17 protein-coding genes are annotated in these 20980 nt (G+C 41.8%); 5 read left to right on the top strand and 12 right to left on the bottom strand.

Annotated features, from left to right (window positions below; all coding sequences use genetic code 11):
- Positions 1–324: 324 nt before the first annotated feature.
- On the top strand, positions 325–1296 hold the full coding sequence (ispB, locus tag PAARA_RS16405) for an octaprenyl diphosphate synthase (RefSeq protein ID WP_062570081.1): 972 nt from the start codon (positions 325–327) through the stop codon (positions 1294–1296).
- 95 nt (positions 1297–1391) lie between these two features.
- Here ispB and mdh read toward each other — a convergent pair whose 3' ends face one another.
- Positions 1392–2327, bottom strand: a complete 936-nt coding sequence (mdh, locus tag PAARA_RS16400) for a malate dehydrogenase (RefSeq protein WP_062570080.1) — start codon at positions 2325–2327, stop codon at positions 1392–1394.
- Between the two features lie 225 nt (positions 2328–2552).
- Between mdh and argR the strand changes: the two genes are divergently transcribed.
- Complete coding sequence (argR, locus tag PAARA_RS16395) at positions 2553–3020, top strand: transcriptional regulator ArgR (protein ID WP_062570079.1); 468 nt, start codon at positions 2553–2555, stop codon at positions 3018–3020.
- On the opposite strand, the gene PAARA_RS16390 is transcribed toward argR, so the two are convergent.
- From PAARA_RS16390 to pdhR, 9 genes are all read right to left on the bottom strand, one after another.
- Complete coding sequence (locus PAARA_RS16390) at positions 3017–3916, bottom strand: Dyp-type peroxidase (protein ID WP_062570078.1); 900 nt, start codon at positions 3914–3916, stop codon at positions 3017–3019. The two genes, argR and PAARA_RS16390, sit on opposite strands and share 4 nt — an antisense overlap.
- A 62-nt stretch (positions 3917–3978) precedes the next feature.
- Positions 3979–5022: an ABC transporter ATP-binding protein gene (locus PAARA_RS16385; RefSeq protein ID WP_062570077.1), complete on the bottom strand. Its 1044-nt coding sequence runs from the start codon at positions 5020–5022 to the stop codon at positions 3979–3981.
- A complete protein-coding gene (locus tag PAARA_RS16380; RefSeq protein WP_062570076.1) occupies positions 5019–6653 on the bottom strand; it encodes an ABC transporter permease in 1635 nt (544 codons plus the stop codon). The genes PAARA_RS16385 and PAARA_RS16380 overlap by 4 nt, the downstream gene beginning before the upstream one ends.
- A 71-nt stretch (positions 6654–6724) precedes the next feature.
- A complete protein-coding gene (locus PAARA_RS16375) occupies positions 6725–7729 on the bottom strand; it encodes a Fe(3+) ABC transporter substrate-binding protein (protein ID WP_062570075.1) in 1005 nt (334 codons plus the stop codon).
- A gap of 787 nt (positions 7730–8516) precedes the next feature.
- The gene (locus tag PAARA_RS16370) at positions 8517–9161 is read right to left on the bottom strand and encodes a tRNA-uridine aminocarboxypropyltransferase (protein WP_062570215.1); all 645 of its coding nucleotides are present in this window, start codon (positions 9159–9161) and stop codon (positions 8517–8519) included.
- Positions 9162–9330: 169 nt separating this feature from the next.
- Positions 9331–10755: a dihydrolipoyl dehydrogenase gene (gene lpdA / locus PAARA_RS16365; RefSeq protein ID WP_062570074.1), complete on the bottom strand. Its 1425-nt coding sequence runs from the start codon at positions 10753–10755 to the stop codon at positions 9331–9333.
- Positions 10756–10942: 187 nt separating this feature from the next.
- Positions 10943–12835: a pyruvate dehydrogenase complex dihydrolipoyllysine-residue acetyltransferase gene (aceF, locus tag PAARA_RS16360; RefSeq protein ID WP_062570073.1), complete on the bottom strand. Its 1893-nt coding sequence runs from the start codon at positions 12833–12835 to the stop codon at positions 10943–10945.
- Between the two features lie 9 nt (positions 12836–12844).
- Positions 12845–15511 carry a pyruvate dehydrogenase (acetyl-transferring), homodimeric type gene (aceE, locus tag PAARA_RS16355; protein ID WP_062570072.1) on the bottom strand — a complete coding sequence of 889 codons (2667 nt, stop codon included), beginning with the start codon at positions 15509–15511 and terminating at the stop codon, positions 12845–12847.
- 84 nt (positions 15512–15595) lie between these two features.
- Positions 15596–16345 carry a pyruvate dehydrogenase complex transcriptional repressor PdhR gene (pdhR, locus tag PAARA_RS16350; protein ID WP_062570071.1) on the bottom strand — a complete coding sequence of 250 codons (750 nt, stop codon included), beginning with the start codon at positions 16343–16345 and terminating at the stop codon, positions 15596–15598.
- A 199-nt stretch (positions 16346–16544) separates the two neighbouring features.
- On the opposite strand from pdhR, the gene PAARA_RS20580 reads away from it, so the two are divergent.
- Together PAARA_RS20580 and PAARA_RS16345 are read left to right on the top strand one after the other, a co-directional pair.
- The gene (locus PAARA_RS20580) at positions 16545–16748 is read left to right on the top strand and encodes a hypothetical protein (protein ID WP_157066223.1); all 204 of its coding nucleotides are present in this window, start codon (positions 16545–16547) and stop codon (positions 16746–16748) included.
- 254 nt (positions 16749–17002) lie between these two features.
- A complete protein-coding gene (locus tag PAARA_RS16345) occupies positions 17003–17455 on the top strand; it encodes an REP-associated tyrosine transposase (RefSeq protein ID WP_062570070.1) in 453 nt (150 codons plus the stop codon).
- Positions 17456–18162: 707 nt separating this feature from the next.
- Here the strand turns inward: PAARA_RS16345 and ampE are convergent.
- On the bottom strand, positions 18163–19014 hold the full coding sequence (gene ampE, locus PAARA_RS16340; RefSeq protein ID WP_062570069.1) for a beta-lactamase regulator AmpE: 852 nt from the start codon (positions 19012–19014) through the stop codon (positions 18163–18165).
- Positions 19015–19031: 17 nt separating this feature from the next.
- Positions 19032–19574 carry a 1,6-anhydro-N-acetylmuramyl-L-alanine amidase AmpD gene (gene ampD / locus PAARA_RS16335; RefSeq protein WP_062570068.1) on the bottom strand — a complete coding sequence of 181 codons (543 nt, stop codon included), beginning with the start codon at positions 19572–19574 and terminating at the stop codon, positions 19032–19034.
- A 151-nt stretch (positions 19575–19725) separates the two neighbouring features.
- On the opposite strand from ampD, the gene nadC reads away from it, so the two are divergent.
- Positions 19726–20574 carry a carboxylating nicotinate-nucleotide diphosphorylase gene (nadC, locus tag PAARA_RS16330; protein ID WP_062570067.1) on the top strand — a complete coding sequence of 283 codons (849 nt, stop codon included), beginning with the start codon at positions 19726–19728 and terminating at the stop codon, positions 20572–20574.
- Positions 20575–20980: the final 406 nt, after the last annotated feature.

Below are 20980 nucleotides of genomic sequence, written 5' to 3'. Positions count from 1 at the left end.
AGCAAGCCTCTTTTTCGATAAAATGAATAAAAAATAGCTGCATTGAGAGCAATTCAATATTTTCCCTTATTTTATCCTAAAAACGCCTCTTGCCAAGCGCTTTTTACGATCTTGTGACAATTAAATTTCAGTCACAAAACCGAGTCACCGAGGTAGTAATACCGATTACTTATTAAACAAGGTGATAAACTTAACTCCACAAATTTTGCCCTAAATAAAAAACTTTAAGGTGTTTTTTTGGTGAATCGTCACAAAATATCGAGCAAGTGCGATTTTTGATGTACAATCAGCCCCGTATACCCATAAAAATCGGCTCGGAGATCAATGGATATAAAAGCTATCCAGACGTTAATCGAAAGTGAAATGAATGACGTCAATCAACTTATACACGCCCAAATGCGCTCAGATGTCGCATTGGTAAACCAACTTGGCTTATATATAGTAAACAGCGGCGGCAAACGTGTACGCCCTATGTTAGCTATTTTAGCGGCAAAAGCATTAGGCTATGAGGGTAAAGATCACATTACGCTTGCCACCATCATAGAGTTTATTCATACCGCAACCTTACTACATGATGATGTAGTAGATGAGTCTAACCTACGCCGAGGAACACCCACGGCTAATGCCGAGTTTGGTAATGCAGCGAGCGTATTAGTAGGCGACTTTATCTATACTCGTTCATTCCAGTTAATGGTTGGGCTAGGTAAAATGCCTATTATGCAAACACTTGCAGATGCAACGAATGTCATCGCAGAAGGCGAAGTACTACAATTAATGAACTGTAATGACCCTGACACCACAGAACAAAGCTATATGCAGGTTATTTATAGTAAAACTGCCAAATTATTTGAGGCAGCGACCGGTTTAGCCGCCATTATCACTGAGCAAGATCAACAAACCCTTGAAGCATTAAACTTATACGGCATGCATTTAGGCACCGCCTTCCAACTTGTTGATGATGTGCTTGATTACAATGCAGATGCCACACAACTTGGTAAGAATATTGGTGATGATTTAGCTGAAGGTAAACCTACCCTACCGCTAATCTACGCAATGCAAAAAGGCACACCAGAGCAAGTTAAGCTAGTACGCGAAGCCATTGAGCTGGGTAATGGTATGGATCACTTAGAGAGCATTCTAACGGCATTAGCTGATACTAAAGCTCTTGAGTTTGCGATGCAAAAAGCAGAACAAGAAGCCGACAAAGCGATTGCTTGTATTGCTTTTTTACCAGATACACCGTACAAGCAAGCACTTGAGAGTTTAGCCCGCATCGCCGTTGCGCGGGATCATTAAACCCAATTTATTCGAGCCACAAAAAAGCCTGCAATTGCAGGCTTTTTTATTATTGAGGACATCGACTAGAGAATACCCCCATTTTCATCTGGGTATTAGCCGTTGATGAAATCAACACCTTCTTGGATGTCTTTGTTAAGTGTCGCTAACATATCGTTCTTAGCTTGCTCTTCAAAAGCACTTAATTCACCGTAAGAAAGGATTTCTTCAACACCGTTTTTACCTAAACGTACTGGGTGTGCGAAGTATGCCGCGTCACCGTTCTCAACTGCAACGTATGCGTAATCAACAACGTCTTCACCTTGTAAGCCTTTAACTAAAGACATACAAAAACGCGCTGCGGCTGCACCCATTGAAAGCGTCGCTGAACCGCCACCCGCTTTAGCGTTAACAACTTCAGTACCTGCATTTTGGATACGTGGTGTTAATGCTGCAACTTCTTCGTCAGTGAAAGTAACACCTTCAACTTGAGAAAGAAGAGGAAGAATAGTCGTACCTGAGTGACCACCGATCACTGGAACTTTAACGTCTGTAGCGCTTAAACCTTTAAGTTCAGCAACAAATGCTTCTGAACGGATCACGTCAAGTGTTGTGATACCGAATACACGATTCGCATCGTAAGTGCCCGCTTTTTTGAATACTTCAGCAACGATTGGCACAGTGCCGTTAACTGGGTTAGTGATGATACCTACTAACGCTTTAGGGCAGTTTCTTACGATGCCTTCAGCTAATGTTTTGATGATACCTGCGTTTACGTTGAAAAGGTCCGCACGGTCCATACCCGGCTTACGTGGCATACCCGCTGGGATAAGAACGATATCACAACCAGCTAATGCTGCATCTAGGTCGTCAGCACCAAAGCCTTCAACTTTAACGTCTGTTGGGATGTGAGAAAGATCAACCGCTACACCAGGAACAACAGGGGCAACATCGTATAACGATAATTCAGAACCTGCAGGTAAACTTGTTTTTAATAATAAAGACAATGCTTGGCCGATACCGCCAGCTGCGCCTAAAACAGCAACTTTCATTGGAATTCTCCGTAATTTGAGGTAGGAAATACTTGTGGCCCTAAAGATAATGAAATTAGCGACTAAAAACAAATTTATCCTGCTTATTTCGCATATAATTTCGACCATAGTTGTAAACTATGTTGTAAAGTGCCTTCATTTAGCCGACAAATTCAAACAAATACTGCATAAGTATGCATAATTGTGTAGAATTACTTCACATTTTATGAATAAAGATACAACAGCATGCAACCTCAAGATAAACAAGAAGCACTAATCAAAGCGTTTAAATCGTTATTAAAAGAAGAAAACTTCGGCTCACAAGGTGAAATTGTAGATGCATTAAAAGAGCAAGGCTTTGATAACATCAGCCAGAGTAAAGTCTCGCGCATGTTGAGTAAATTTGGTGCGGTTCGTACTCGTAACGCGAAACAAGAAATGGTGTATTGCTTACCGGCCGAAATGGGCGTACCAACGGCGAAAAGCCCGTTGCGTCAACTTGTTATCGACATTATGCATAACGAAATGATGATCATTATTCGCACCAGTCCAGGGGCTGCGCAGCTTATTGCACGTTTACTTGATTCATTAGGTAAAGCAGACGGTGTGCTAGGAACCATTGCAGGTGACGATACTATTTTTATCGCCCCTGCAAAAGTGTCTGAAATTGATGTTACGCTTGAGCGTGTTCGCACCTTATTCGATACTGTTTAAAGTTGCTTTAGAAAATTCACTGACGGGGCGAAAAATGCCGAACCCATATCAGCTTGTGTAAAATCAAGCCAATGATCATAATGCTCGCCCTGCCCTAAACGACTTTTCAGTACGTGTTCAAATGAGTCACCTTGTGCGGCACACGACACCATGAGTATGCCCTGTTTGTGAACGTCGCCAAATGGCATACTCTGATTGAGTAATAGCGGCAGACCATGCTCATCTTTGAGCTCTGATCTCACTGCATGGCTCGTTTCAATTGCCGGCACAACTAAGGTATTATCAAGGCGAGTACGCCCCATTATTTGCTCTTGCTCTGATAAAGACAAGTACTGCCACACCGTTAGATCGTGGACAAACCGCTGCACATGAATATAACTACCTTGATCTTCAAAATGCCCTGGTTTATTGACTAGTGCCGTACTGCGTTTTTGTCTACCGTGAGGTGTGTCGCCGGCGTAGATAAAACCATTAAAATCTCGCCCATCTAAAAAGCGAAAGTTACGAACTTGCTCCACTAGCTCAACATCCGGTGTAAACAATTTTAAAATTTGCAGGGCAAATAAATGATTGACGTCTTCACGGTCAGAGCGAATTTGCACAAATAAATCGAACGGTTGTGCGCTTACAACATGTTCACTGTGTGTGACATTTGGAAAGCTTTGTAATTGACTTGGAATAAACTCAGGCAATATATGCGGCCAATATTGCGCCCCAACAGCAACAACACAAGACAGCATAGCCTCAGAGAACTGATCAGAAAATTCGTCTTGTATTACATTTACACGCTTTAGTTTTTTTCGTAATGACTCATCGTGGCCATCATAGACGTTAAAAAACAGGTGCAAACCATGTAAGTTTGCTTCAGCACAAATCCCAGATTGCGCTTGCGCCATAGTGAATCCTTAGCTATTCATTATCAGGCACACAATCAACAATTTAGGATTTCACATCATGTTTAATCTCGAAAAAAATTGACCCTGTGCGGCATTATTTTTATTTTTACTGGCTGTTCGACCGAGAAAACGTGGTCTTGCTCCGCGGCCACTTCGAGCTCCTGCCCTGCAATATTAATACGGTACACATAACGCGTGCCGATAAAACGTCTTTGCAAAATAGTTAAGCCTTGAGCATCGCCATTTTCTGCTTTACACAACTGGATATGATGAGGGCGCACATAAATTTGACCTTGTACGCAATCATGGTTACCTGCATAGGTTGACGATACAACCCCGAACACCGTCTCATATTCAGTTGCGGTTAATGCTTTTGCCGTTAAGTATATGCCCGTACCAAGAAACTCTGCAACCACCTTTGAGTTAGGTTGGCTAAATAACTGCTCAGCAGAGCCTTGTTGGGCTATTTTTCCACCATGCATAACAGCAAGTGTGTCAGCAAAGGCAAACGCCTCTTCTTTTGAATGGGTAACAAATACCGCAGAAACTTTTTGCGCTTTGATAATCCGACGAATATCGGCAATTAGCTCAAACCTTACTTGGGTATCAATATTTGAAAATGGCTCATCAAGAAGTAACAAACTTGGTTTATAAGCAAGTGCACGGGCAATCGCGACTCGTTGCTGTTGGCCACCTGAGAGCTGGTGAGGATATCGCTTGGCACAACCATCAAGCTTAACTAAAGTGAGCATCTCGTTCACTCGCTCACGTTTTTGCTCTTTACTCATCGTGTTGAGACCAAACGCAATATTGTCACTCACTGTTAGGTGAGGAAATAACGCATAATCTTGAAACATCATGCCGATATTGCGCTTTTGGGGTGCAACAAAAACCCCATTATCGTTCACAATATTAGAATCGATACTCATGTAGCCTTGCTCAGGCTGCAAAATTCCCGCGATTGCTTTTAGGGTTGTGGTTTTGCCACAGCCACTGGCCCCTAATAAACACACTATTTCGTCTTGCTTCACATTGAGGCTTAACCCACTCAAAACCTTAGTGCCATTGTACTGATAAGCTAAGTCTTTAATTACTAAATGGCTCATGAGTGATGTTGCTCCATCGAACGATTAACGAAATACAAAGGAATAAGCCCCACTAAAACAATCAATAACGCTGAAATTGAGGCAAGCTCCAACTGCTCATCACTAACATACTGAAACACATGGGTTGCCAGTGTTTCAAAGTTAAATGGCCTTAATAATAATGCGGCGGGCAGCTCTTTCATGCATTCAATAAAGACTAACAAACCTGCGGTAAGAATGCCGCGTTTTAACAAGGGTAAATGAACTTTACGCAAAGTTTGCAATGGCCCCTTCCCCATTGATTGGCTTGCCATATCTAACGACGGGCTTATACGTAAGAAGCTGCTTTCAAGTGCCCCATGCGCAATCGCATAAAACCGCACTACATAAGCAAATATCATCGCAAATAAAGTGCCACTCAAAAGTAACCCTGGCGATAAGCCAAAAGGCTCAAGCCAGTTATTTAATGCATCATCTAATTGAGTTAGAGGCAACAATACCGCGATGGCTAGCACGGTTCCAGGCAGAGCATAACCAGTACTTGCTAAACGGCCTGGGAGCAAAGGGTAAGCGTGTTTAGCAATCCGCTGATAAAACAAGACCAGTAAGCTCAGTAAAATGGTTACTAGACTCACCACAATCGCTACTTTAAAACTTTGCCAAGCGTAACTAAAAAATGCCCCATTCCATGCTTCATCGGCATACACAACGGCGTATTTAACCAACACTCCAACCGGCAAGATAAAAGCCAGTACCAGTACGACTGTGCAAGCTAAGCTTGCAGCCCATGCAGCACCGCCTTTTAAGCGATAAAGTGTTGCGCTATTAACACTAGATTGGCGCTCATACACGGCTTGATTGCGACGGCTAAAGCGCTCAACCATGATAGTTAAAAATAAAATGAGCAGCATAATACCCGAAATTTTCGCTGCAGCGGTTAAAGAGTAATAACCAAGCCACGTATCGTAAACAGCGGTCGTGAGTGTGCTCACGGCAAAATAGTTAACTGTAGCAAAGTCAGCCATCGCTTCCATACTGATCAAGGTAATACCCGCGACAATCGCACCGCGTCCAAGCGGTAAGCTCACCCTTAAAAAGCTTTGTATTGGCGAAAGCCCCATAAGCTGACTTGCTTGTACTAATTTAAACGACTGCTCTCGAAGTGCCGTTTTGAAAATCAGAAATAAATAAGGATAAAGCACCAACGCAATCATCACGATCGCCCCAGTTAAAGTGCGAATATCAAAAAACCAGTAGTCATCCGGTGATTGCCAACCAAACCACTCTCTTAAGGCTATTTGCACAGGTCCCGCATAATCAAGTAGGTCAGTGTAAACATAAGCAATTAAATAGGTGGGCATTGCTAAGGGCAGCATTAACGCCCACTCAAACTGTTTTCGCCCAGGAAAGTCACAATAAGCCGTTAACCAAGCTAGCGGCAACGCAATAACACAACTTAAAAGCCCCACTCCTAAAATGAGCAATAACGTATTACGGGTATAATCCCACAGCACCGTATCGAAAAGGTGCTGAAATACATCCGAATCCCCTTGTAGAGATTCAAATAACAAAAAGCCTAAAGGTGTAACAAGCAGCAGGCCAATTAGCCAAGCTAAAAGCTGCCAACGCGACAGCGAAAACTTCACATGCATAAGTGGATTAATACCAGATAAAATAAAAGCTGTTAAAAAACAGCTTTTATAAAATACGAGGAATATCCTCGTTATAAATCAAACTTCACTTCATCAATTAGCTTCAGTGCCGCTGGACGATATTTACTAATTTCATCGAGTGAAAGGCTATCTTCTTTAAACTCACCCCATGATGCAACCATCTCAGATAATTCAACCCCATTTTTTACTGGGTATTCCATATTGACTGAGGCATACATATTTTGTGCCTTATTGTCGGTCATATACTCAATCAGTTTCAAGGCATTTTCAGGGTTTTTGGCGTATTTCGTCATTACCACACCCGATACATTAATATGTGAGCCACGATTAGTTTGGTTAGGAAAGTTAATATGAACGGCTTCTGCCCATGATTTTTGCTGTTCATCTTGCATCATTTTGCCAAAGTAGTAACTGTTACCTAAAGCGATGTCACACAAACCTTCTTTTACAGCTTTTACTTGAGCACGGTCATTACCCTGAGGCTTACGAGCAAGATTCGCCTTTACACCTTCCAGCCACTGCTTTGCTTCTGCCTCTCCGTGATGAGCAATCATAGAAGCCACTAAACCTAAATTATAGGGATGTTTACCCGAACGTGTGCATAGCTTACCTTTGTATTTAGGATCAGCAAGGTCTTCATAAGTTAGCTCAGGTAATGCCCCAACACGTTCTTTAGATGAATAAACATTACGAACACGCTTTGTAAGCGCAACCCATTGTCCATCACTATCGCGAAATGTACTTGGCACATTAGCACTGACAACATCGCTTTGAATCTTTTGGGTTAAGTTAAGATCTTCTAACTGAATAAGCGCACTAAAATTTGAAGTGAGCACAAGATCAGCCTTGCTATGCTTTCCCTCGCGTTTCACACGCTCGATGAGTCCTTTTTTCGCAAACACGACATTCGTTTTGATCCCTGTTTGCTTAGTAAAATCATCTAAAATAGGTTTAATCAAAAAAGGCTGACGAAACGAATATATATTTACAACATCAGCTGCAAACACGGGTGTGCTTAGCAAAGCTGTTAATAATACTAAGGCTTTCTTTCTCATTTTATAACACCTAAATAATAACGATTCTCAAGTATTTTACCTAGAGTGAAGCGAAATTACACCTGTTTTACTCACAATCAAGTTATGCCTATCGCTATTTAGGAATTTGCCTGTAAGACATATCTCACCTGCATGACAGTTATTGAGTAAAAAGCACAGGTTAACACTGCAAATAAAAAAGCAACCAGTTGAAAATAAAGGTATTTATATTTATTACAATAAAATAACGCTCTATTTATGCATGATTTTAACCTACCAAGGCTTGGCTAACTCTCTATAATTACTTACATCAACTAAGCAAGACGCTTAATGAGTAAACGGAAGAAAATACATTACTCATAAAACCGAGAATTTAGGTTCATAAGGAAATAAAGGAAACAAGGACAGGCTCAGGAAGAGTAACGCAATGGAATGACAACCTACGGACAGCATCAGGATGATGTGGAAAGGCATAACAACAGGATGTTGTTATACAGGACGTTAAAAAGTGGAACAAAGGACAGGCTGTAAGGGCATCGCAACGGAGTTGCTAATAAAAGGATAGCGTTAGGATGACGCGTAAAGGACAGGTAAAGAATTTACCAGCAAGGATGTAAAGGACTAAAAAGGAAGCAAGGCTGGATTGCCTTAAATTGCACAGAACCAATAAGTAAAGTGCAATGGCATGGATTGGCGAAGTTTATGGAGTTGATTAGGTTCAATTGCAGGATGCAAAAAATTAAGAAGATTCCGCAAGCGCGACTAGCGATAGTACGCGCTTTTCTTTTGCCTAAAATTTAGTAAAGAGTTATTGCTCTGGGCGTCCCTTATTTCGCTTACCAAGTAAATACGCATCTCTGAACTTAATAAAATGTTCTTCTAGCTTTTGCATAGCAGCCACTTCACCTGCAAGCGCAAGCACCATAATAGCAACCTCTGCTGTACCAAGCTGATGTTCATGTGGGGCAACACGCAATCGATAATCAGAAAGCTTCTCAGGGGTAATCGAAAGCACGGGCAAATTATCTAAATAAGGACTTTTACGGATCATTTTTTTTGCTTCGCGCCAAGTACCATCTAAGAAAATAAACAACGGACGCTTACCATCCACAGGGGTTACTTCAGTGATCACGCGCTCTTCATCGTCTACATCACTGGCAGGAAAAATAACCATAGGCTGATATTGTGAGTCTGCCAACAAGCTCAGCAAGGCTTCATCGGGGGTGGTTCTATCCCATTTAAAGGCATGATTATCTGGCACGATTTCAGCAATTAAACGGCCAGTATTTGACGGCTTAAAACTCTCATTGTGGTACATAAGTAAGCAGACTGCCGCATTACACTCGGCCTGTTCAACACCTTCACAAATACAATAATGCTCAGCAAGCAGACAACGCTCACACCGTGTTAGCTTTGCGCCACGAGCTTTAAATTCACGACGCGACTCAGCCATTTGTGTTGCGCGAAGTTCTAAAACGGAGTTATTTGAGATTGTAGCCACTGCATTTACCAGAAAGTTGAACGGCGCGTATTGTAGCTAAAAATAAGGGGAATAGAAATCAGCGATTAAAAAACAAAAACCCAGCCAAAGCTGGGTTTTTAAAGCTATTAGTCAAAAGAACTTACTTCTTTTTAACGGCTTTTTTGTTTGGAAGGTCAGTGATTGAACCTTCGAAGATTTCAGCAGCTAGACCGATTGATTCATTTAACGTTGGGTGAGCGTGAATAGTTAACGCTAGGTCTTCACCGTCTGCGCCCATTTCAACTGCTAAGCCGATTTCACCTAGCATTTCACCTGCGTTGATACCAACCATAGCACCACCGATAACACGACCTGAGTCTTTATCGAAGATTAGCTTAGTTTGACCTTCGGTACGTGCTGAAGCGATAGCACGACCAGATGCTGCCCAAGGGAATACAGCTGTTTCGATGCTTAAGCCTTGCTCTTTCGCTTCTTTCTCAGTTACACCAACCCATGCGATTTCTGGATCTGTGTATGCGATTGAAGGAATGCACTTAGGATCGAAGAAGTGTTTCTGACCAGAAATAACTTCAGCAGCAACGTGAGCTTCGTGAACCGCTTTGTGCGCAAGCATTGGTTGACCAACGATGTCACCGATAGCGAAGATGTGATCAACGTTTGTTTTAAGCTGCTTATCAACATTGATGAAGCCACGCTCATCAACATTAACACCTGCTTTGTCAGCATCAAGTAGTTTACCGTTCGGCGTACGGCCAACAGCAACAAGTACTTTATCGTAACGTACAGGTTCAGCCGGAGCATTTTTACCTTCAAATGTTACATATAAACCGTCGTCTTTTGCTTCAACGCCAGTTACTTTAGTAGATAGCATTACGTTAAACTTGTTCTTAACGTATTTCTGGTAAATCTTGATAACGTCTTTATCAGCTGCTGGAACTAATTGATCAGCAAACTCAACAACGTCGATTTCAGAACCTAGTGCACGGTATACAGTACCCATCTCAAGACCGATGATACCACCACCTAAAACAAGTAGTTTCTCAGGTACATCTTTAAGCTCAAGCGCGCCAGTTGAATCGATTACACGGTCATCTTCAGGGATGAAAGGTAAGTTAACAGGCTGAGAACCCGCTGCAATAATAGCATTATCGAATGTGATAGTTGTTGTACCGTCTTCACCTTCAACAGCAAGTGTGTTGCTACCAGTGAACTTACCGTAGCCACTTACTACTTTCACTTTACGCATTTTAGCCATGCCGTCTAGGCCGCCAGTTAACTGACCAATTACAGACTCTTTCCAATCACGGATTTTATCTAGGTCGATTTCAGGCTTACCAAAAGTAACGCCGTGAGATGACATTTCTGCCGCGTCATCAATCACTTTAGCTACGTGTAAAAGTGCTTTTGAAGGAATACAACCCACATTAAGACAAACACCACCTAATGTGTTGCGAGATTCTACCAATGTAACTTCTAAGCCCAAGTCAGCAGCGCGGAAAGCCGCAGAATAACCACCAGGACCACCGCCTAGTACAACAACTTGAGTTTTTAATTCGTTGCTCATGCTATTACCTTAAATGTTTGAACGGGACACTGCCCTAAGTTTAACTGCCATGTTTCTGCAAGGCAGAAAGGGAGAGCAGATATCTATACCAAGATTGTTCTATAGCAAAGATTGTATCATTGCCAATGGTAAAAATCCCAGCAAAAAACAACTTGCTGGGATTTGATTCTTATAATTTACGAGACGATTACATCACTAATTGACGGATATCGCTCATGTAGCTTGCTAGCGTCACAGTAAAGCGTGCTGCTAAGGCACCGTCAATTACCCTATGGTCGTATGACATTGATAATGGAACCATTAACTTAGGCTCAAATTCTTTGCCATTCCACTTAGGCTTCATCTCTGATTTAGAGACACCTAAAATTGCGACTTCAGGTGCATTCACGATAGGTGTAAATGCTGTACCACCGATACCACCAAGACTTGAGATTGTGAAACAACCACCTTGCATATCAGATGACGTTAGCTTGCCATCACGTGCTTTAGCCGACACTTCCATTAACTCACGAGAAAGTTCAATGATGCCTTTCTTATCAACATCTTTGAATACCGGAACAACTAAACCGTTTGGTGTATCAACGGCAACACCGATATTGATGTACTTCTTCAAGATTAAGCTTTCGCCATCTTCAGACAGTGAAGAGTTAAACGTTGGGAATTCAGCAAGTGCTTTAGCCGCCGCTTTCATCACAAATACCAGTGGCGTGATTTTAACACCGAGTTTTTTCTTCTCAGCAAGGGCGTTTTGCTCTTTACGGAATGCCTCTAAGCTTGTGATATCCGCTTCATCAAACTGTGTAACGTGCGGGATTTGCACCCAGTTACGGTGTAAGTTAGCACCTGAAAGTTTTTGAATACGAGAAAGTTTCTTCTCTTCGATTTCACCAAATTTAGCAAAATCAACTTTCGGCCACGGGATAAGACCTAACTCACCGCCACCAGCATTGCCTTTGCCAGCATTACCTGATTCAACTTGCTTAACTAGCTCTTTAACATAGTTTTGCACGTCTTCTTTGACAACACGGTTTTTACGACCTGTGCCTTTTACGTTTGCTAGGTTAATACCAAACTCACGCGCTAAACGACGTACAACAGGCGATGCATGAGCATACGCTTTGTTATCCGCAAACTCTTCTTTGCTTGCTTTAGCCGCAGCTGGTTTTGCAGCAGGTGCAGATTCAGCCTTTGCCGCTGGTGCAGGTGCTGACTCTTTTTTAGCTTCTGGCGCTGCTTTAGCACTACCAGCAACTTCAAATACAAAGATAAGTGAGCCAGTTGATACTTTATCGCCCGCTGCTACTTTGATTTCTTTAACTGTACCAGCAAATGGCGCAGGTACTTCCATTGATGCTTTATCGCCTTCAACGTTTAAGATTGATTGATCTTCTTCAACCTTATCGCCTACAGACACCATCACTTCGGTAACTTCAACTTCATCACCGCCAATATCAGGCACGTTTACTTCTTTAGTGCTTGATGCGGTTTCAGCTGGCGCTTCTTCTGCTGGTGCAGACTCAGCAGCAGGCGCGTTAGAGCCACTTGATGCAGTTTCAAAAACGAAGATTAAAGAGCCAGTTTTTACTTTATCGCCAGTCGCGATTTTGATCTCTTTAACAGTACCTGCAAATGGTGCTGGTACTTCCATTGATGCTTTATCGCCTTCAACGCTCAGTAAAGATTGCTCTTCTTCAACCGTGTCACCTACCGCAACCATGATTTCAGTTACTTCAACTTCATCATCGCCGATATCTGGCACAGTCACTTCTTGTGACGCTGAACCTGAAGATTGCTTAGCAGGCTCTGCTTTAGCTTCTTCTTTTGTGTCAGAAGATGCAGAAGCTTGCTCTTCACCTTCGAAGATCATGATAAGTGAACCGGTTGTCACCGTGTCACCTTCAGCAACTTTAATTTCTTTAACCGTACCTGCTTGTGCAGCAGGTACTTCCATTGATGCTTTGTCGCCTTCAACCGTTAATAACGATTGATCAACCTCAACCTTATCGCCAACGCTAACAAGGATTTCGGTTACTTCAACTTCATCGCCACCGATATCTGGTACATTAATTTCAATACTCATTGGAACCTCTTATGCGTATAGCGGGTTTACTTTGTTTGTGTCAATGTCGAATTTCTTGATTGCTTCAACAACCACTGACTTTTCAACTTCACCACGTTTAGCAAGCTCAGATAATGTTGCAACCACAACATAGCCCGCATTAACTTCAAAGTGACGACGTAGGTTTTCACGGCTATCAGAACGACCGTAGCCATCTGTACCCAATACTTTATAGTTGCTGCTTGGTACAAATGAACGAACTTGCTCAGCATAGTTCTTCATGTAGTCTGTTGCTGCAACAGTCACAGAGTCACCTAATACATTGGTGATGTAAGCAGTTTTTTGCTCTGCTTCTGGGTTAAGCATGTTGAAACGCTCAGCGTCTTGACCGTCACGTGTTAGCTCATTGAATGAGGTTACAGAGAATACATCAGAACCAATGCCATACTCTTCGCTCAGGATCTGTGCTGCTTTACGCACTTCAATCATGATAGTACCTGAACCCAGTAACTGCACTTTTGCTTTATCACCAGCTACCGTTTCAAGTTTGTAGATACCTTTACGAATACCTTCTTCAGCGCCTTCAGGCATTGCTGGTTGATGGTAGTTTTCGTTCATTAGCGTTAGGTAGTAGAACACGTTTTCTTGGTCTTCGCCGTACATGCGACGAATACCGTCTTGCATGATGACCGCAACTTCGTATGCGAATGTCGGGTCATAAGAAATACAGTTAGGAACCGTGTTAGCAAGAATGTGGCTGTGACCATCTTCGTGCTGTAAACCTTCACCGTTTAGCGTTGTACGACCTGCCGTAGCACCAAGTAAGAAACCACGCGCTTGTTGGTCACCAGCCATCCACGCCATATCGCCTACACGTTGGAAACCAAACATTGAGTAGTAGATGTAGAATGGGATCATTGGTAAATCGTTAGTGCTGTATGATGTTGCAGCAGCAACCCATGATGACATTGCACCTAACTCGTTGATACCTTCTTGTAGTACCTGACCTGATGTTGCTTCTTTATAGTAAGAAACGATGTCACGGTCTTGCGGCGTGTAATTTTGGCCATGCGGGTTATAAATACCGATTTGACGGAATAAACCTTCCATACCAAACGTACGTGCTTCATCAGCGATGATAGGCACGATGTTTTTACCAATGCCTTTGTCTTTTAGTAACACGTTAAGTGCACGTACAAAGCCCATGGTTGTAGAGATGTCACGTTTTTGCTCTTCAAGTAATGGCTTGAACGCGTCAACTTCTGGCAATGTTAACGTTTCAGAAAACTTAGCAATACGCTTAGGTGTGTAACCTTGTAGCGCTTCACGACGCGCATGTAGGTACTTGTACTCTTCAGAGCCTTCTTCAAGTGTTAGATATGGTAAGTCTTTAATTTCTTCATCAGACACTAAGTCTTGTAGACCTAAACGTGCACGTAGGTGCTCAACATGGGTCATATCCATTTTCTTAACTTGGTGCGCGATGTTTTTACCTTCAGCCGCTTCACCCATGCCGTAACCTTTTACAGTTTTAGCAAGGATAACCGTTGGACGGTCTTTGGTTTCTTCCGCTTTTTTGAATGCAGCGTAAAGTTTTGATGGCTCATGACCACCACGCTTAAGTGCGAAAATCTCTTCATCAGTCATATCAGCAACAAGTGCTGCTGTTTCTGGGTAACGACCGAAGAAGTGTTCACGAACGTATGCACCGTCTTTCGCTTTATATGTTTGGTAATCACCGTCAATGGTTTCGTTCATTAATTGTAGTAATTTACCTGTTGTATCTTTAGCAAGTAGGATATCCCAACCACTACCCCATACAACTTTAATTACGTTCCAACCTGCGCCTTTGAATAGGCCTTCAAGCTCTTGAATGATCTTACCATTACCCATTACTGGGCCATCTAAACGCTGTAAGTTACAGTTGATTAGGTAACATAGGTTATCTAGCTTCTCACGCGCAGCGAATGAGATTGCACCACGTGATTCTGGCTCATCCATCTCACCGTCGCCTAAGAAAGCGTACACACGTTGGTTTTTAGTGTCTTTTAAGCCACGACCATCGAGGTATTTTAAGAAACGCGCTTGGTAGATAGATGCAATTGGACCAAGACCCATTGATACCGTAGGGAACTGCCAGAATTCAGGCATTAATTTAGGGTGTGGGTATGAAGGAAGACCTTTACCATCCACTTCTTGACGGAAGTTATCAAGCTGCTCAGCCGTTAAACGACCTTCAACAAATGCACGGGCATAAATACCAGGAGAAATGTGGCCTTGATAATAAACTAAGTCACCGCCATCAACATCGTTTGGTGCTTTAAAGAAGTGGTTAAAACATACTTCATAGAATGCAGCAGAAGACTGGTAAGACGCCATATGGCCGCCTAAGTCTAGATCTTTTTTCGACGCACGTAATACGATCATGATCGCATTCCAACGGATGATTGAACGAATACGACGTTCAATGTTTACGTCACCTGGGTAAGCAGGTTCTTGATCTACCGGAATGGTATTAACGTAGTTAGTAGTTGTGCCAGTAGGCATATCAACACCGTCTAAACGGGCTTGCTCTAACACTTGCTCAAGTAAAAATTGAGCACGTTCTACACCTTCTTCACGCACAACAGATTCAAGGGCTTGTAACCACTCTTGTGTTTCTAGCGCGTCTACGTCAATTTTATTGACTTCAGACATATGGAGGTTTCCTTATGTTTAAAATACTAATTATTTTAATAAATCTTAAATTAAGTAGTTAACTAAACTTAGCTAATCACTTGCTTAATGTTGTTTGGTGCGTCTTAAACTACGTTCAATCCGCGAATGCTCTTTGCCAGCCTCAAGTAAGGCTTCTTCGATAAAGGCTAAGTGAGCATTACTAGCAAGACGTGCTTGCTCTGGGTTTCCTTCTATAACCGCATCCATCAAAAACTGTCTGTGCTCAGCAAGCTTTTGACTAATATGTGGTTTTTTTAACAATACAGTTAAATTCTGTAATACATTTTGTTCAAGCAATGCCTGCATACCACGTACTAAATGCAGTAATACAACATTGTGTGATGCTTCAGCGACACTAAAATGAAAAGCATTAATTGCTTTCGCTTTTTGTACAATGTCATCATTCACAAGCGCAATATTGTCAAAACTCTGTTTTACTTTTTTGAAATCATTCGTCGTACCGCGCATAGCCGCATAGTAAGCAGCAATCCCCTCTAGTGCATGACGAAATTCAAGTAAATCAAATTGTGACTCGGGATGTTTACTAATCAAATCAAAGAGTGGATCAGTAAGCCCTTCTTCAAGCTGATTTTTTACAAATGTTCCGCCACCCTGACGGCGCGTTACCAACCCCTTCGCTTCTAGCTTTTGAATCGCTTCGCGCAAAGAGGGACGCGACACTTCAAACTGTTTCGCTAACTCTCGCTCAGGAGGCAACTTTTCGCCCGGTGCTAACGACCCCTCAAGAATCATATTCTCAAGTTGTTGTAAAATTACATCAGATAATTTTGCAGCTTTAATTTTTAAAGACATTTATCAACGTCCGCATTGTTTAATGCTAAGCCCACTAAATACAGGGTGTTTAGCCTTGCATCTTGACCAAAAGGTAAATTGGTCATACCAAATTTGATGCATACGTTATCAAAAAGCCGTATTTCTGTCAATTTCACACCCTTAGCGACTAGTTATACCCTAACTTAATTAGCCTAAAGATTAAACAGTATGGAATAAAGTGACTATTTCGGAAGGAAAAATAAATAAAAAAGAAATGGTCAGACCAGATGATGAATTGCAAAAATACGAAATAAACCTGCTTGCAGCAGCGGGTTTACCCCGCGACAGCTCAAAACAAATTTCAAAACCCAAACGCGATATAAAATCGCGACTACGCCATCTCGTAGCAGCGGGTTTACCCCGCGACAGATCAAACAAATGACAAAACTTATGCGCGATGTAAAATCGCGACTACGCCATCTCGTAGCAGCGGGTTTACCCCGCGACAGTTCAAACAAATGACAAAACCATGCACGATATAAAATCGCGACTACGGCATCTCGTAGCAGCGGGTTTACCCCGCGACAGCCTGAAACAAATGACAAAACCGATGCGTAAAACAAATAGGGACAAACGACTAAAAACTCTTTAATGTAGAATAAAAAAACCAACACTTAAATAAGGCTAAGGACGCACATGCACAGCTCACATTTATTAAGAAAAGGCAGGGTATCAAAAACAAATCATTATTATGCCTTAACTCTTGTTTGTCACCTTCGTAGAAACCACTTGAACAATTTATTTATTAATCGGCGAATCATTCATGAAATGCGAAAGTTAGAAATAGAAAAACTAATTACCTCAAATACTTTTGTCCTCATGCCAAATCACCTCCACTGGCTAATTCAATTATCAAACTCACTTTCACTAAGTGAAGTCGTAAGAAAATTCAAAGGACGAACAGCAACGCTATTTAGAAAGCACTATCGAGAAAAACTTTGGCAAAAAGGGTTTTATGATCATTTAATAAGAGACGATGAAGATTTAGTAGCAAATGCGAGGTATATAGTCGCTAATCCATTAAGAGCTGGACTCGTAAAAAACATAACTGATTATGCTTATTGGGATAGTGTATATTTAAAGATCTAATAGCAGGTTTACCCCGCGACACCCCGAAACAAATTATAAAACCATACGCGATATGAAATCGCGACTACGCCGTCTCGTAGCAGCGGGTTTACCCCGCGACAGCTCAAAACAAATTTCAAAACCCAACCGCAATATAAAATCGCGACTACGGCATCTCGTAGCAGCGGGTTTACCCCGCGACAGCTCAAAACAAATTACAAAACCAAACGCGATGTAAAATCGCGACTACGCCATCTCGTAGCAGCGGGTTCACCCCGCGACAACCCGAAACAAATTTCAAAACCCAAACGCGATATAAAATCGCGACTACAATCTCGTAGCAGCGGGTTTACCCCGCGACAGCTCAAAACAAATTTCAAAACCCAACCGCTATATAAAATCGCGACTACACCATCTCGTAGCAGCGGGTTTACCCCGCGACAGCTCAAAACAAATTTCAAAACCCAACCGCGATATAAAATCGCGACTACGCCGTCTCGTAGCAGCGGGTTTCCCCCGCGACAGCTCAAAACAAATTTCAAAACCCAAACGCGATATAAAATCGCGACTACGCCATCTCGTAGCAGCGGGTTTACCCCGCGACAGATCAAACAAATGACAAAACTTATGCGCGATGTAAAATCGCGACTACGCCATCTCGTAGCAGCGGGTTTATCCCGCGACAGCCCAAAACAAACTTCAAACCCAAACGCGATATAAAATCGCGACTACGCTAGGCCACCAAACAAGGTCAATGCGGCGATGATCACTAAAAAGAACAGGACGTTTCGTTTTATTAATTTCATCATACAGGTTGCTTCGTAAGTACAACCAAAATGTTGTTGTTCAATTTGTTCGGCTGCAAGGGCTGTTTGCGTCACTACTTTGCGGTTGCTTACTGAAAAATCTAAAACATACTTAAGCCAACAGCTGGTTCCTTTATTAAAGTTACCAATCACTAAGTAACCAAAGCTCGCAACACGTGCAGGTAACCAATCAAGCCAAAATAGTAATGTGTGAATAAGTTTGAAACGCTTTGCATAAATTACACGATGGTCATCCCGTACTTTATCAGCATAAGTACGTACTAAAGCGTACAACACAGCACCTGGCACACCTAAAATGACAAACCAAAATATCACTGCGCAATAAAACCGAAAGTTAAGCCATGCTAATGTCTGGCCGAAGGTTTCGCCTTGCGGCTCATCTTCAAGCTTCTTTTGCCCGATTTGTAGTGCATATAAACTTGCCGCTTCAAGGTCATTGCGCGTTAATGCATTTAAGTACGACTTATAAAGTGCCCGCTGTTTAGCACAGCCAAAACACACCAACAACACCACAACATTAATCGCTAATTGCCAAACAATTGAATCAGACAACTGAAAAACAATGGCAATTGCAAGTACTGGTAACATCAGCCAAATTAAAAAGCCAATTGGAGAGTAAAATAACCCCTTCTTCGACAGCTGCTTATTTGAAAGCGTTAGGTAACTATTTGCATAATGACTAATTTGCCAATAATCAGCACGCGCGCCCAAACGCTCTATGACTAGCGCAATAATGATTGAAATTAAGATCATCTTGTTACCTATTTCCTTTAAAACACTAAATCAAAATAATATTGCCAATCGAAGCTCTCGCCAGGATCCGTCTTGCGACCAGGAGCAATATCGCAATGCCCAACAATGCGTGAGCGTGTAATAGCTGGATACTTATAAATTAACGCCTTTGTTAGTGATTGTAATGCATTATATTGTGCTTGGGTATAGGGGGTTTTATCTGTTCCTTCAAGCTCAATCCCCACGCTAAAATCGTTACACTGCTCTCGCCCTTCAAACATTGACACACCGGCATGCCAAGCTCGCTTTTCAAAAGGCACATATTGAATAACCTCACCTGTACGACGAATAAAACAATGAGCCGAGACCCTAAGCCCCTGTAAATCACTAAACGTTTCATGGGCATTACAATCAATACAGCCCATAAATAAATCATCAACATAAGGGGTTAAAAACTGCCCTGCTGGCAATGAAATATTATGTATAACAAGCAATGAGACTTCACCGTGTGGGCGTTCATCGCAATGGCTAGATGGGCGCTGTAATACCGTGTTTAATCGACCTAGGTCATCTATATACATATTAAAAACTAACCATGACAAGAAAGTTAAACAGTGTAATGGCTTAACAACCTTGGGTCTAGTTGCCAAAAACAAGCAAGCCTATATCTTCTAATCAAGAGTTAAACATAGTAAAATTTTGCTAACTTCTTACTACACAATGAGCTTTGACATGTCTGTTCCCCACTCTTTAATTAGCCAGTTAGTTAAACTTGCGCTAGATGAAGACCTTAATTACCAATCAGCAAATGACGGTGATATCACCGCACAGCTTATTCCAGAAAATGAACAAGCCAATGCCAAAGTTATTACCCGCGAAGACTGCGTGTTTTGTGGTAAAGACATCATTTTAGAAGTGTTTAAACAAGTCGATGAGTCTGTAAAGGTGGATGTGTTAGTCAACGATGGCGACACCGTCGCAGCCAACAGTACTTTATTTACAGCCACTGGTTCTGCCCGTGCGATTTTAACAGCCGAGCGTACAGCACTTAACTTTGTGCAAACACTCTCAGGCACGGCCACAACCACAGCACATTATGTAAAAGAACTTGCTGGCACCACAACTCAACTATTGGATACCCGCAAAACCATTCCAGGCTTACGCGCACTACAAAAATATGCAGTAAAATGCGGTGGCGGCGCTAATCATCGAATTGGATTGTTCGACGCATTCCTTATTAAAGAAAACCACATTGCGGCTTGCGGTGGCATTGGTAAAGCGGTTTCTCAAGCTAAATTGAATCACCCAAGCAAACCTGTTGAGGTTGAGGTTGAATCTTTAAATGAGCTTGAACAAGCTATTGATGCCGGCGCTGATATCATCATGCTTGATAACTTTAGCGTTGAGCAAATTCAACAAGCAGTGGTAATAACTAACAAGCGTGCCAAGTTAGAAGTGTCTGGCAATATGACCCTTGAAACACTAAAAACCTACTCTCAAGCGGGGGTTGATTTTATATCAAGCGGCGCACTTACAAAAAATTTACAATCAATCGACTTATCAATGCGTTTTAACGCTTAATTCCTCTTTATTTGCGTATTTAATCTTTACCTAATTCGTTGACACCGTAATAAAAAAAGCATTAAATACGCAAAAAGCCTGAGCTGGTAACAAAAAATATATATTTAATTAGAACTTTGAGACTTTATAAGCTAACTCACTCTGCAATAAAGTAAAGATTGCAATTAACTCAACAAGTTATAACAAAACAATTTTATTTACACGTTATTACAGGGATCCGCTTAAAACGTGATCCGTCTCAAACTAAAGTAGGAAAGTTCTGAAAAACCAGCTAGCTAGCGGGAAAACAGCTTCCAAAAACATTTATAAATGCTAAAGTAAATTTACATACGCTGAATAAGCAGAAATTTAGGATAGTTTGTTTACAAACAGGCTGTTTGATTGAAATTTTAAGTAAAACTGTAAG

Source organism: Pseudoalteromonas arabiensis, from assembly GCF_001550155.1.
GTDB classification, from domain to species: Bacteria; Pseudomonadota; Gammaproteobacteria; order Enterobacterales; family Alteromonadaceae; genus Pseudoalteromonas; species Pseudoalteromonas arabiensis.
The sequence above is the reverse complement of the archived record's forward strand: the minus strand, read 5'-3'. Positions and strand labels throughout refer to the sequence as shown.